The sequence below is a fragment of the Phormidesmis sp. 146-20 genome (assembly GCF_052939475.1).
This window is the reverse complement of sequence record NZ_JBJPHT010000001.1, coordinates 401,609-414,796: the sequence shown is the minus strand read 5'-3', so window position 1 is coordinate 414,796 and position 13,188 is coordinate 401,609. Positions and strand designations below refer to the sequence as shown.

Annotated in this window: 15 protein-coding genes; 2 read left to right on the top strand and 13 right to left on the bottom strand. The window is 47.0% G+C overall.

Annotated features, from left to right (window positions below; all coding sequences use genetic code 11):
* Positions 1-13: 13 nt before the first annotated feature.
* The 3 genes from ACKFKH_RS01895 to ACKFKH_RS01885 form a co-directional block, all read right to left on the bottom strand.
* Positions 14-664: a response regulator transcription factor gene (locus tag ACKFKH_RS01895; protein ID WP_446856528.1), complete on the bottom strand. Its 651-nt coding sequence runs from the start codon at positions 662-664 to the stop codon at positions 14-16.
* Between the two features lie 389 nt (positions 665-1,053).
* Positions 1,054-1,494 carry a (2Fe-2S) ferredoxin domain-containing protein gene (locus ACKFKH_RS01890; protein ID WP_446856527.1) on the bottom strand — a complete coding sequence of 147 codons (441 nt, stop codon included), beginning with the start codon at positions 1,492-1,494 and terminating at the stop codon, positions 1,054-1,056.
* Positions 1,495-1,590: 96 nt separating this feature from the next.
* On the bottom strand, positions 1,591-1,905 hold the full coding sequence (locus ACKFKH_RS01885; RefSeq protein ID WP_446856526.1) for a helix-turn-helix domain-containing protein: 315 nt from the start codon (positions 1,903-1,905) through the stop codon (positions 1,591-1,593).
* 250 nt (positions 1,906-2,155) lie between these two features.
* Between ACKFKH_RS01885 and ACKFKH_RS01880 the strand changes: the two genes are divergently transcribed.
* Together ACKFKH_RS01880 and ACKFKH_RS01875 are read left to right on the top strand one after the other, a co-directional pair.
* Entirely contained in the window at positions 2,156-3,370 is a 1,215-nt protein-coding gene (locus tag ACKFKH_RS01880) for a M20 metallopeptidase family protein (RefSeq protein WP_446856525.1), read from the top strand.
* A gap of 154 nt (positions 3,371-3,524) precedes the next feature.
* The gene (locus tag ACKFKH_RS01875; RefSeq protein ID WP_446856524.1) at positions 3,525-5,024 is read left to right on the top strand and encodes a Fic family protein; all 1,500 of its coding nucleotides are present in this window, start codon (positions 3,525-3,527) and stop codon (positions 5,022-5,024) included.
* A 95-nt stretch (positions 5,025-5,119) separates the two neighbouring features.
* Here the strand turns inward: ACKFKH_RS01875 and ACKFKH_RS01870 are convergent, their stop codons facing one another.
* The 10 genes from ACKFKH_RS01870 to ftsH3 form a co-directional block, all read right to left on the bottom strand.
* Positions 5,120-6,022, bottom strand: coding sequence for an ABC transporter ATP-binding protein (locus ACKFKH_RS01870; protein ID WP_446856523.1), 903 nt, complete (start codon positions 6,020-6,022; stop codon positions 5,120-5,122).
* Positions 6,023-6,826 carry an ABC transporter permease gene (locus ACKFKH_RS01865; protein ID WP_446856522.1) on the bottom strand — a complete coding sequence of 268 codons (804 nt, stop codon included), beginning with the start codon at positions 6,824-6,826 and terminating at the stop codon, positions 6,023-6,025.
* A 50-nt stretch (positions 6,827-6,876) separates the two neighbouring features.
* Positions 6,877-7,140 carry a hypothetical protein gene (locus ACKFKH_RS01860; protein WP_446856521.1) on the bottom strand — a complete coding sequence of 88 codons (264 nt, stop codon included), beginning with the start codon at positions 7,138-7,140 and terminating at the stop codon, positions 6,877-6,879.
* A gap of 54 nt (positions 7,141-7,194) precedes the next feature.
* On the bottom strand, positions 7,195-7,401 hold the full coding sequence (locus ACKFKH_RS01855) for a hypothetical protein (RefSeq protein ID WP_446856520.1): 207 nt from the start codon (positions 7,399-7,401) through the stop codon (positions 7,195-7,197).
* 29 nt (positions 7,402-7,430) lie between these two features.
* Positions 7,431-7,811 (bottom strand): DUF2141 domain-containing protein, encoded by a 381-nt coding sequence (locus ACKFKH_RS01850; protein ID WP_446856519.1) that lies wholly within the window; start codon positions 7,809-7,811, stop codon positions 7,431-7,433.
* A gap of 312 nt (positions 7,812-8,123) precedes the next feature.
* Positions 8,124-8,414, bottom strand: a complete 291-nt coding sequence (locus ACKFKH_RS01845) for a hypothetical protein (RefSeq protein ID WP_446856518.1) — start codon at positions 8,412-8,414, stop codon at positions 8,124-8,126.
* 387 nt (positions 8,415-8,801) lie between these two features.
* Complete coding sequence (locus ACKFKH_RS01840) at positions 8,802-9,155, bottom strand: phage holin family protein (protein WP_446856517.1); 354 nt, start codon at positions 9,153-9,155, stop codon at positions 8,802-8,804.
* Between the two features lie 52 nt (positions 9,156-9,207).
* On the bottom strand, positions 9,208-10,416 hold the full coding sequence (locus ACKFKH_RS01835; RefSeq protein WP_446856516.1) for a PQQ-dependent sugar dehydrogenase: 1,209 nt from the start codon (positions 10,414-10,416) through the stop codon (positions 9,208-9,210).
* 37 nt (positions 10,417-10,453) lie between these two features.
* Positions 10,454-11,107, bottom strand: coding sequence for a Uma2 family endonuclease (locus ACKFKH_RS01830; RefSeq protein ID WP_446856515.1), 654 nt, complete (start codon positions 11,105-11,107; stop codon positions 10,454-10,456).
* A gap of 109 nt (positions 11,108-11,216) precedes the next feature.
* Positions 11,217-13,055: an ATP-dependent zinc metalloprotease FtsH3 gene (gene ftsH3 / locus ACKFKH_RS01825; RefSeq protein WP_446856514.1), complete on the bottom strand. Its 1,839-nt coding sequence runs from the start codon at positions 13,053-13,055 to the stop codon at positions 11,217-11,219.
* Positions 13,056-13,188: the final 133 nt, after the last annotated feature.

The window sequence follows — 13,188 nt, the reverse complement described above, 5'->3', positions numbered from 1 at the left end:
GAGTTGGAACCATCTAAGCCATGCTGTTTTCGATCGCCCAGCGCGCCAATTCTGTCCGGTTGTGCAGTCCGGTTTTGCCGAGCATGTTGCTAACATGGCTTTCGATCGTGCGCTGGCTGACGTTGAGTTCTTCGGCGATCTCTCGGTTGGCCATGCCTCTCGCCACAAATTGCACCACTCGCAGTTCTGTGGGAGTTAGCTCGACATCAAACGGGACTTGAATTTTGGGCGTATTGTCTCCACCCTTCGCGTCTTTGTGTTGAATCAGGCGAGACGCTTGCTTGAGAGAAGACTCAACTTGGGCGACGAGTTCTTCTGGCTCAAAGGGTTTGACCATGTAGACATCTGCGCCGATGTTTAGGCCTTTGACGCGATCCTGGCTTTGCCCTTTGGCGGATAGAAATAAGACTGGAATCCAACTGGTTTTGGGATCTGAGCGGATGGCGCTGACGAGCGAATAGCCGTCCATCTCTGGCATCATCACGTCACAGATAATCATGTCTGGAACGTCTTGCTCTAGAACCTCTAAAGCTTCGCGACCGTTTTCTGCGGTGATGACCTCATACCCGCGAAACTCAAGATAGTCTTTGACTAGCAAAATCAAGTTAGGGTCATCGTCAATCAGCAGCAGCCGTCTATGATTCCCCGCGCTGGTTTCCTTCATGCTGTGATACTCGCTCTGCCTAATCTAGATTTGAATGGAAATAGAACCCTATGCATTGCCACATTCTACAGAATCAACCGTTTTATTTAACGGAAATCTAGCTAGAACCTAGCTTTTATTTTGGGAAGCTTCGATAAGATGATAGAAAACTCAATCAATTGCAATGTGGACAATGGCGCAGATTTGTTGACCCTGTGTCTTGCGCCATTATATACGACTTGTCAAAAAAATTAACTTTATCGATCAGGTTTCCATCAAACGATGGTGGATTAAGGACTCGATCGCGTGAGCTTTAAGAAGTTTGAGGAGCCAGGATTGGCAAGGTCTTGAGGGGCGGTTAATCGATCGTTTCTGTCCTACAATTCACGCCGCTACTGCGTCAAGATCCGTCATTCAGCTTGCCCAGAGAAATCGGCTTTGGGGCTGATTGGCTGTGGCAGCGGATGGGTGAGAAACGCATACTCTTTGACAATTTGGTTGCCAATCAAATGCTCTTGAATGATCCGTTCGATTACGTCAGGAGTCGCCGCCCGATACCACACCCCATCGGGATAGATGACCAGAATCGGCCCCTGATCACAGACGCGCAAACAGTTGGCTTTTGTCCGAAAGATGCAGCTCGGACGATCGGCAGTCGGTTTATCTAATTTCAGTTCTTGCAGGCGTTTCTTCAAGTAATTCCAGGACGCTAATCCCGTTTCTTGAGAGCAGCAGATCGGTTTTGTGGGGTCTGCACAGATCAAAAGGTGGCGCTGAATCTGGGGCAGTCCCAAGTTTTGAACACAATTTGTTAGAGACTCAGAGGTTGAGGGAATTGGAGAGGAAGACATGGACGATCGCAGGTTGAGTTTTTTAAGGTCTTTTTTAAGATCTTAAATTAAGCAAAAGAAAGAAAAACTGACGGCTGCAAAACAGGCTTTTGGCTTTCATCCCACTCCTTCTCGATCGGCATTTTGAGACCCCCGCTCTAGATACAGATTGATGAAATCTTCGGCAGCGGTTTCGTCAATCTGGCGGAGGGCTTTGATGATTTCGGTCACGGCTTCGGCGAGTGGATCACTAATTTCGTTGACCCATTGATGAACGGTCGATCGATTAATGCCCATTGTCACAGCCAGCCGATTTTGACTTAGACCGTAGGTTGAGAGGACGTGCTTGAGGGCCTTTCCTGCTTTTCCCATAGCTTGACTCACGGTAGAGGGCACACGAATAAAAGTCACATCAACGATGAGATTAGCCATTATAAACATGCGGTAAAACTCTGGGGAAAGAAACGGTAACGCTACGGCAATCTGACCGTTCTTCAAAACAATTTGATACCAAGAATGAACTCACAAGCGGTTAAGATAGCCACTCACGTTAACGCTTCTAAATTCGATCAAGGTAGACTTTAGCTAAGACGAGGATTGGAGACATTTTTAGGCTGTCACGTTAAAATCGCCAAAGACTCTCAACCCTTTCATTTGTTATAAAACATTCACTGTTTCTACTATGGTTTCCACTTTTCTGAATCCGGTTGTTGATGTTTCTCGCATTCGTTCTGAGATTCAGGCCCTCCAGTCTCAACTGGTTGTTTGGCGGCGCAGACTACATCAACGACCAGAACTCGGTTTTTGTGAGCATCTCACCGCAGAATTCATCGCTCAAAAGCTGACTGAGTGGGGCATTGAGCATCAGACAGGGGTGGCCCAAACGGGAATCGTGGCGACGATCGCAGGCCATCAACCTGGCCCTGTTCTCGCAATTCGAGCAGATATGGATGCCTTGCCGATTCAGGAGGCGAATCAAGTACCCTACAAGTCTCAACACGACGGCAAGATGCACGCCTGCGGTCATGATGGGCATGTGACGATCGCGCTAGGCACCGCCTATTATTTGTCTCAGCATCGCGATTTTTGTGGGGCGGTGAAGATCATCTTTCAGCCTGCGGAGGAAGGGCCGGGCGGGGCAAAGCCCATGATCGAGACGGGGGTTTTGAGGAATCCGGATGTGGATGCGATCGTCGGTTTGCATTTGTGGAATCAGCTTCCATTGGGAACGGTGGGGGTGCGATCGGGCGCTCTGATGGCGGCGGTTGAGACGTTTCGCTGTACGATTTTTGGCAAAGGCGGACATGGCGCGATTCCGCAACAGACGATCGACTCGATTGTGGTCGGTTCTCAAGTGGTAAATGCACTACAAACGATCGTCTCTCGCAATATTGACCCGATCGAGTCGGCAGTAGTGACCGTTGGCGAATTTCATGCCGGGACAGCCTGCAATGTCATTGCTAACACAGCTCAATTGAGTGGAACAGTGCGCTATTTTAATCCTAATTACGCCAATTATTTTAGCCAGCGACTTGAGCAAATTGTTGCTGGGGTTTGTCAATGTCACGGTGCCAAGTTTGAATTAGATTACCGATCGCTTTATCCGCCTGTGATCAATGATGGCGCGATCGCGGATCTGGTACGATCTGTTACAGAAACAGTGATTGAATCGCCGCTAGGAGTGGTGCCAAACTGTCAAACGATGGGCGGTGAAGATATGTCGTTTTTCTTGCAGGAAGTTCCGGGCTGTTATTTCTTTTTGGGGTCTGCCAATTCTGCCAAAGGATTAGACTTTCCGCATCATCATCCGCGATTTGATTTTGATGAAACTGCATTAGGAATGGGGGTTGAAATTTTTGTGCGCTGCGTCGAAAAGTTTTGCCCGCAGAAAGTTTGAGTGGATATAGCCTTTATTTGTAAGCGTAAGGTGAAACATCTAGCTGCCATTCTCCGCTAAACTTAGAGGGATTCTATGGCAAACACTTTGCTATGTCCTTTGAATGCAAATGCTATTGAATTCACATTTCCAATTACTCGTATAAATAAAATTTATGCTATGGCAACCAATAGAAGATTTACCCTCAGACTGGCAAAATCTCGCAAGTTCTGAGTTGCCGCCTCTGGTAACTGTTTGGAACGAACAAGCAGACCGTTTGCGAAAATCGGGTGAGTTCAAATCTTTTAGCGAAAAGCTACGCCGGGAGATTGCGATTGAAACTGGAATCATTGAGCGTCTGTACACTATCGATCGTGGTATTACTCGTCAGCTAATTGAACAGGGAATCAATGAGGCGTTAATTCCTCATGGAGCGACTGATCGTCCCATCAAACAGGTGGTCTCTCTGATTAGAGATCAAGAGTCCGCCATTGAAGGATTATTCGATTTTGTTGGTGGACAAAGAACGCTCTCAAATTCTTATATTAAGCAGTTACATCAACTTCTAACTCAGAGTCAGGACAATACAGAAGCTCTAGATCCGCTCACAGGGACAATATTTCGGGTTGCGCTCATAAAAGGAGACTGGAAGCGTCAACCTAACAATCCGCTGCGGACAGACGGGACTGTTCATGAGTACTGCCCTCCTGAACAAGTTGCCTCTGAGATGGATAGATTAATTACACTGCACCACAAACATCGTGACCAAAAAGTTCCTCCTGAAATTGAATCAGCTTGGCTACATCATCGGTTTACGCAGATCCATCCTTTTCAAGACGGAAATGGTCGCGTTGCTCGTTGTTTGGCGAGTCTAGTCTTCATTCAAGCAAGTTGGTTTCCGTTGGTTCTCACTCGTGATGATCGAGCAGTCTACATTGAAGCTTTGGAAGAGGCAGACCAGGGCAATTTATCTAATTTAACTAATCTCTTTGCCAAGAGTCAGAAGCAAGCTTTTCTGAGAAGTCTTGTTTTGTCGGAGCAAGTTCTATCAGAGGAACGACGAACTCAGGTCATCATTGCTTCAATCGCGGATAAATTAAAGCAAAATCAGTCAGCGTCTATTCAAGAACGTTGCAAGAAGGCTGAGGGCTTTGCTTCAAGTTTATTTGATATAGCTTCTAGTCGCTTACAAGACGTTGCTGATGAGATTAAGTTATCTGTCCAGAATTTTGTAAGCGATGCACAAGTTTTCACGATTTCTGCTGGTGCTGGCGATCCTCGCTCATACTACCATCGTTACCAGGTTGTGGAGACGGTCAAACAGTTCAATCAACTAGGGTTAGGATACTTTGCTAATCTTCGGAACTACCACACTTGGATTCAGTTAGTTATCAATGTAGAAACATCAACAACGCTCCTTATTTCATTCCATGCTTTTGATCATGACTATCGGGGAATACTTGCATGTACTGCATGTGCCTACCATAGAGATAGAGATGAGTCTGAAGAAGGTGAACGCAATATTAGCAATATTATTAGTGACATTCAGTCCTTAACAGATTCACCATTCCAATTCTCTTACGCAGATGAAGAAGAGAATTTGACACAACGCTTCAAGCAATGGTTAGAAGATGTAATTTTGACTAGTCTAGAATACTGGAATAAGAGTATTTAAGCAAAGTAGAACAACACTGTATCAGAAGTGGTACAGTGCGATAAATGTTTGAACTGGGTGTAGTGAGGTTATTTATAAAAACTCAAGGTTCTCTACTATGATTCAATTTCACTATTCAGAATTTCGTTGTAGATATGTTCGAGGCGGACGGGCTGACGGGCGATCGACTCCAACGGAACCCCATCAAATCGGCTGATAATGTCTTTTAACTCCAACATTTCAGGGAGCCAAAAAGCTAAGTCGTCTCCATAGCGGCGGTAAGGAAAACCGAGAGATTGGGCACGCGCGATCGCTCCCTCCTCATCAGAAGTTCGCACGATCACAATTTCTTGAGCCGCAATACATTGACGCAGTTGAGATAAGCTGCCTTCAGCCAAGAGACAGCCCTGTTTGAGAATGCCTAAGCGATCGCACAGTCGTTCTGCTTCGTCGAGCAAATGAGTTGTCAGTAAAATTGTCATGCCTTGACTTTGCAGATTGCGAATCAGCCGCCAGATTTCGATGCGAGATTCGATGTCTAATCCAGTCGTCGGTTCGTCGAGAATCAGTAACTTGGGATGATGCACCAGGGCGATCGCCAAACTCAATCGTCGCTGCATTCCCCCGCTCAAGGTTTCTGCGTAGCTATGGGAGCGATCGCCTAACCCAACCGCTTCTAGACAAGCCTGCACTCGTTCTCGCCTCTGTTTTTTTGGCAGTCCATAGAGCCGCGCAAAGAAGTTGAGATTTTCGGCACAGGTGAGACTGCGGTAGAGGAGATTTTCTTGGGGAACCAGTCCGATGAGAGATTTGGTCGCGTCTGAAATGGGCTGATGGTGAATGGTGACGCGGCCGCTATCCGAACGCAGCAGGTGACAGAGAATGTTGATTGTGGTGGTTTTTCCAGCTCCGTTGGCTCCGAGTAGTCCATAAATTTCGCCAGGAGCAATGCTGAGATTCAGGTTTTTGAGAACCGATCGTGGCCCATAGGATTTGCAAAGATTTTCAATTTTCAGCAATTATCGTCTCCTTTCAGTTTCGAGCATTTGACGATATGAGAGCCACCCGCCACCCAGCATTAGCCCAGAAAATCCTACCAAAAACCAAAAGTGAGGCGCAATTTCAGCAAAGTCTTTTCCCTGAATGGACGCAGCAGAGAGCGCTTCAATCATGTGATAAATGGGATTGTATTGAGCAATGTCTCGCAGAGCTTTGGGAAAGAACTCGATCGGAATAAATGCCCCACTCAACAACAACAACGGTACGCCCAACGCTGCGATTAATGCATTCACATCTTCAGTGCGACGCGCTAATTTTGCCCCGATACAAAAGCCTGCACCCACATAAGCGATCATGCTGAGGAATGTAATCAGCAATCCTAACCCCAACGATCCTTTGAATGAGGCGTTAGCAAAAGTAGCAATGCTGTAGACTAAAATCGTTTGACCGACACCGATCGAGCCATAGGCTAAAAAGATACCTAAAAAGTAGGACGTGCCTCGCAAAGGAGAAGTCAACAAACGCTTGAGGGTACGCTGTTCTCGCTCTGCGACGATCGTTGCAATACTGCCGCCCAGACAGCTAAAAAACAAAGCCGTTCCGACTAAACAGGGAGCCACCGATCGCGCAAACGCTTCTGCGACCGAGAGACGCGCCTGTTCGGACAAAATCATGCCGTTGATGATCAAAATCGACGCGGGAAAGACCACCCAACAAATTAGACTAACTTTTCGCCGCCACAGTTCAAGCAGAATGCGTTGAGCGATCGCCGTTGTTCCTGACCAGTCTCTCGCTAACAACCGTTTCTCCTTTGTGTGCATCATGCGTGAATTATTTTATCCAATCGTACTGTATCCGATCGGGTGTGCTGGTTTTAACTTTGTTTGAGCATCCTTCGGTAAAAGTGCGTGTCACCTGACATGACGGGAAATGAGAGAGGAAGATCAGCGCGATCGACGCTCCGAAACCCATTCTTTTGATAAGATCGATGCGCTGCTTTAAAGGCTGCAACAGTTCCTAAGTAGATGTCTGTGATGCTCCGTGTTGCCCAATTGTATAAAGTGTTCAATAGCTGTTGACCAATCCTGACCTGGAAGGGTTCCCGATCGGCCATTCGGTAAGCCGATGCAACAAACATTTTACGGAGAGCAAGCTGGTAATTTTGGATGTCAATAGCGGCGATCTCTTCGAGTTACCCGCAAGGGGTCGTGCCAATCACCTGATCATTCTCGACAGCAATCCAAAAGTTTCCATTTCCCTGTTGATAAACCGTTGGAATATCGAGTAAATCAGGTTGATCTTCGAGGGTAATTGGCAATCCAAATTCTTCGCGTTGAATCTGCAAAATCAACTTAACCACCTGCATTTGGTACTGAGGTTGATAGGTCAGGATTTGCATTTTAGCTACAGTTTTAATTACAGTTCTAATTACAGAAAGTATCTCAACTGAACCTTGATGTTCGTCTTTTGATTGACAAGGGCGATCGCTGTTTCTTTAAAGCTGGGCGCACTGGTGAGAATTTTGGGATTACGAGAAAAGCCAAATCCTTCTTTAGGAATTCCGAAAAGTCCAGTGTTCAGTTTACCGTCTTCGTTGACATCATGAATGACTGCAACCGCATAATTGCCTGCATTCAAGTTGTTAAACGTCACCGTTGGCGCAGCAGTTTTGGCACTCACACAGCGAGAATCAAGGGCACGATCGACTCCATTGGGAAACCCCTGATCTTTAGCAAACAGGCTCAGACAAACAATTCCCTTCTGATTTCTCAATCCATCTACGGTGACTGTTAGAGCATAGTTGGGCATAGCTTCAGCATTCAGTGACAAAAGGTTAGCAGTTACAATTGTAATCAAGAAGCTAGTTAGAAGGCGTTGCATCATCTGTTGATCTAAGTGTAATTAGCGTTGTAGCAAAGTGGCTCAGATAACAATGTAATCAAAAATGCTCTGTAAAACCACTTCCGCAACGCATGGAAAAACATTCCCGACAACCATTCCCCAGCCCACCCCCATCTGTTGCAGCCTAAGATTTAACATATCGTTCTTTTAAGGCTCTACCTACAACACATACTCAACGGTTCGAGAGAACCACCACGGTTTTTTCTACCAAACTCTTCCTTAGCCTCGCTGCCAGCGAATCCGGTTATGCTCTGCCTCAAATGAACGAATCCCACGGGTCGGAGTTGAGAAGTGACTGTCTCTTTCGATTACATGGCTTGATCCCGTGAAAATGGGCTGGCTATGAATCGTTCCCTGATGCAAACTCTGGCGTTCATACACGGTATTCCTTCCCTGTTGATAGGTTACGACTTCTGCACCGACCAAACCGATCGTTAACTTTCCTGAGTTCGCGATCGGCTGCTTGGCTGCAAGTTCTCGACCATAATTCAGGGTGCAACGCTGTCCCAATCACAAGGGATACTTAGTATAATCGGCCTGTTCGGTGGTCGAATACTGCTTTCTGTTAAATCTGAATGACCACGCCAACTATATCCATTGCAACGCTTACCAACAATAAGTAAAACACTCCAGAGATAACTAAGATAATAGAGACGCGAAGAATAAAAAGAGTTTTGAGCAACAAAATAACGAACGCTCTTAAAACAAACTGTAATGGGAAACACTGTCCAGGGAAGAATGAAGAAGTTTATAAAAAGAAGAAACCAAGTCAAGGCCACGCTCAAGTCAGATGGGTACCCTGAGATCATCCATCCTTCGTCCTTTTGGGGAGAGTTGAGCGGCGCGATCGCGTTGTTAGGCAATGTTTGGGGACTTTGAGAATTCATAGCAGCTACTCTAAGAGGGTTCAAGTCTGCCAAAGAACCAGTACACGACGGTAGATACGATCGTTAATACAATTGCGCCCAACAGAGCAGAGAAAAATCCAGCAATATAGAATCCAGGGGTCAACGCTGCCACCAACCAGAACGTGATAGCATTAATCACAAATAAAAACAGCCCCAGTGTCACGATCGTCAACGGTAAGGTGAATAGGATGAGAAGGGGACGCACGATCGCATTCACAAATCCTAAGATCGCAGCCCCGATTAGAGCCGCCGCAAGGCTATCAATCCGAAACCCAGGCACAATGTAGGACGTGATGATTAGAGAAACAGCCGTCGCCAGCCAGGTCAAGATAAAGTGCAGCATGGTAGTTAGAATTTTTGTCTCGATGATAGCAGACCACACCGTTAACAGTAGGCTACTTTTTTGAGATGTAATAAATCACCCCTGAGTAGTCATCGGTTAGTAGAAATGCATCCTTGTCCACTCGCAAAATATCGACAGGTCTTCCGTAGATCGTGCCGTTTTGCAAAAAGCCGCTAATAAACACTTCTGATGAATTGTCAGCCTTCAATCGTGAGACTTGATAGCCTCGCTGCAATTTGAGCTTTGATCCCCCGTGAAGCGCCACTAAAAAGGAATCTTTTAACTCGTCAGAGTTCGCTGAATCAAAATACTCCAATCCCAAAGGAGCGCTGTGAGCCGGAAATGTAGCATTTGCTAAAGGAACCGTACTGCAATTTACTTTTTTAGTCGATCGCTTAAACTGATTATCCGCATAGATGCGAGATTGATATTGATAGCAATAGGGAAATCCATAGTTTTGACCGTTCCTGATTCTATAAAATGTCTCTTCTGGTTTGTTATCTCCTAAGTGATCGGCTCCCATATTTGTCGCGTATAGCTGGTCATTCACCCATTTGATCCCTACAGCATTTCGCAAACCATTCGCGTAGGTTTTTTGATTCTTACCATCAAGATCCATTTCTAGAATTGAGGCTCTGACCGATTCTTTTTCTTCACAGGCGTTGCAGCTACTTCCCAAAGCGATGTACACTTTATCGTTGTGAATGGCAACGGTTCGCGTCAAATGCCAGCCGCCGTACTTATAGCTCAACCCATAGTCAGGAAACTTGGCCAACACTTGAGGGGCACTTTTGGGAGCAGTTTCACCATTGCTGTAGCGATAACGAACTAAGCGATCGGTTAACGCCAGATACAACCACTGATTACCATTGGAATCTACATGAAACGCAACGCTATTAGGATTTCTAAGATTCGTCAAATAAGGCGTGATTTTACCAAATTTACCTGTTTTAGAATCGAAGCGATCGAGGACATAAACCTTGCCTTTCTGGTTGTCCGTCAGATCATACATATCAGTGACAAAGAGGCGATCGTCCGGACTTTTCGCCATAAATCGAATCCGCTTTAATCCCTGGGCAGCCACCCGAATCTGATACTTTTCGGGCAAGTTGAGGCTAAACGTTTTGCCGTTTGCGAGACTGATCCGATGCGGCGTTAATTTGGGGGAAGCAGCCTTTTGGGGATAACTTGAAGCGACGGTAGGATGCCCATTCTGCAAGACCAACGCCAAAAGACAGCCAATTCCAAATTTAGCGAACATTGGGATTAAAAATTATCAGGTTGGTTCATTCATACAGTCATTTCGACAACCATTCCCGAATCCAGGCGCGAAACATTCTTTTTGCCTGAGTTTCTCCTACTTGAGTGCAGTCTTTGAGAAACTGATACAGCCGCTCTTTCTCTACCCACGCAAACGTAGGACTCGTAGACACTTCCTGATAGGTGCCGTTCTGCAATTGATAGATTGTGAGTGTTTTACCGTTGTACCGCCAGAATTCGCCAACGCCCATTTCTGCATAAAGCGCATTTTTGTTAATGTCAGTGTGCGTGATATCCACTTCGATAATTAAATCGGGCGGGGGATCGATCGCCAGGTTAACAGTCCGCCCTCTGACCAAAGGTTCGTTGGCAATGTAGTAACACTTATCCGGCTCCCCGCCGATTTTGATTTCTGGTCGCTTGAGCGTTGTAGAACCCATGCTTTTGAGCGTCAGACCCAGTTCTTCTGTCAAAATTTCGATAAATTGACCAACCAGGCTGCCAGCATTTTCATGAGATTCTAACGGAGCCACGATTTCTAGAATGCCTTTGTAGTAAGTGAGTCGGGTAGAATGGCTCTCTTCCATCGCGTCCAAAAATTTCTCATAAGCCTGCCAACTGACGTTGTGAAGTACGATTCGCCTTTCTGATTCGGCGGCTTGAGAGGTTGTTACGTCGCGAGTGCTGACCATGAGTAGTTTGCGGTGGAGATGGGACGATCGTACTTCAAACTATAGCTTCAAAAAAAGCAACCTCGGATTGCTCCAAGATTGCCCTTTAGATGATTTTAGGAACGGTTGGTTAGGCGATCGAAGCCATTTTCACATCGTTGTTAGCCAACAGTTCTTGCAGTTCTTCAGAATCGACGGTTTCTTTTTCAATCAGCAACGCTGCCAACTGATCCAGAACGTGCTTATTTTCTAACAGCGTTTGCTTACCGCGACGGTAGGCTTGATCAACCAGGCTGTTGACCTCTTCATCGATCGCTGATGCCGTCTTGTCAGAAAAGTCTCTCTCAGCCGCAATGTCACGACCCAAGAACATATTGCCTTGCTGACGACCCAGCGCAACCGGGCCGAGACGATCGCTCATCCCAAATCTCGTCACCATCTGTTTGGCAACTCGCGCCACTTGTTGAAGGTCACTGGCTGCACCCGTCGTCACTTCATCGTCACCGTAGATGATTTCTTCGGCAATCCGACCACCCAGGGCGACAGCCATCTGGTTTTGCAGATAAGAGCGAGAATACAGACCCGAATCCATGCGATCTTCGCTGGGAGTAAACCAGGTCAAACCACCTGCACGACCCCGAGGAATGATGCTGATCTTTTGCACCGGGTCATAGTCAGGCATCAAAGCACCAATGAGCGCATGACCTGCTTCATGATAAGCCACCAATTCTTTGCGCTTTTCGCTCATGACGCGATCTTTTTTCTCAGGGCCCGCGAGGACGCGATCGATTGCGTCGTTCACTTCGTCCATTGAGATTTCGGTCAGGTTGCGGCGGGCAGCGAGAATGGCGGATTCGTTGAGCAGGTTAGACAGGTCTGCGCCAGTAAATCCAGGAGTCCGACGCGCAATCTTCTCAAGGTCAACGTCTTTTGAGAGCGTTTTGCCGCGAGAGTGAACGTTGAGAATTTCCAAACGGCCTGCGTAATCGGGACGATCGACCACCACTTGACGGTCAAATCGGCCGGGACGCAGCAGCGCAGCATCCAATACATCAGGACGGTTGGTCGCAGCGATGATGATGATGCCCGTGTTGCCCTCAAAGCCGTCCATTTCGGTCAGCAGTTGGTTAAGGGTTTGTTCGCGTTCATCGTTGCCGCCACCCAGACCTGCACCCCGTTGCCGACCGACGGCATCAATTTCATCGATAAAGACGATACAAGGCGCATTGGCTTTGGCTTGTTCAAACAGATCGCGAACGCGGGAAGCCCCCACACCTACAAACATTTCAACAAACTCAGAGCCAGAGATCGAGAAGAAAGGCACACCCGCTTCTCCAGCAACGGCTCTCGCGAGAAGGGTTTTACCCGTTCCAGGCGGCCCAACCAGTAGGACACCTTTAGGGATTTTGGCTCCGATCGCAGTGAATCGATCGGCATTCTTCAAAAAGTCTACGACTTCGTTGAGTTCTAGTTTTGCCTGGTCAATACCTGCGACATCGCCGAAGGTGACTTGAGTCTGAGGCTCCATCTGCACTCTGGCTTTTGATTTACCAAAGTTCATCGCTTGACTGCCGGGGCCGTTTTGAGCGCGACGCAGCAAAAAGAACAGACCCACCAGCAGCAACACCGGGAAGAACAGACTACTCAGCGCCCGCAACCAGAAGCTTTCATCTTGCTGAGGCAAAATTGAAATATCAACGTTGTTTTTGATCAGAATATTGATTAGCTCAGGGTCGGGTGGCAAGTTGACCTGAACCCGATTACCATCTTGAACCTGCACCAGCGCTCTCGTGCGATCGGCGCTCAGGCTCACTTTCTCAACTTTATTGCTCTGCACTTCTTGAATGAACTGACTATAGCGCCACGTTTCACGAGTCTGTGGGCGATCGTCAAAAAAGGTGGTTGCCAGCGCAATGACTACAATTGCCAGGAGTGCGTACAGTCCTGCGTTTCTCCAGCGTTTATTCACCGGGGGTTGTCCTCCTAACGGGTGGGGATGAGGCGATTCTCAAATGTTACTTATGTTAATTAATATTAACCTAGTATGAGAATTCAGCGAGAGATCAAGAGAGAGGCTTTGGACTCTGGCGCTCGACTTTGGA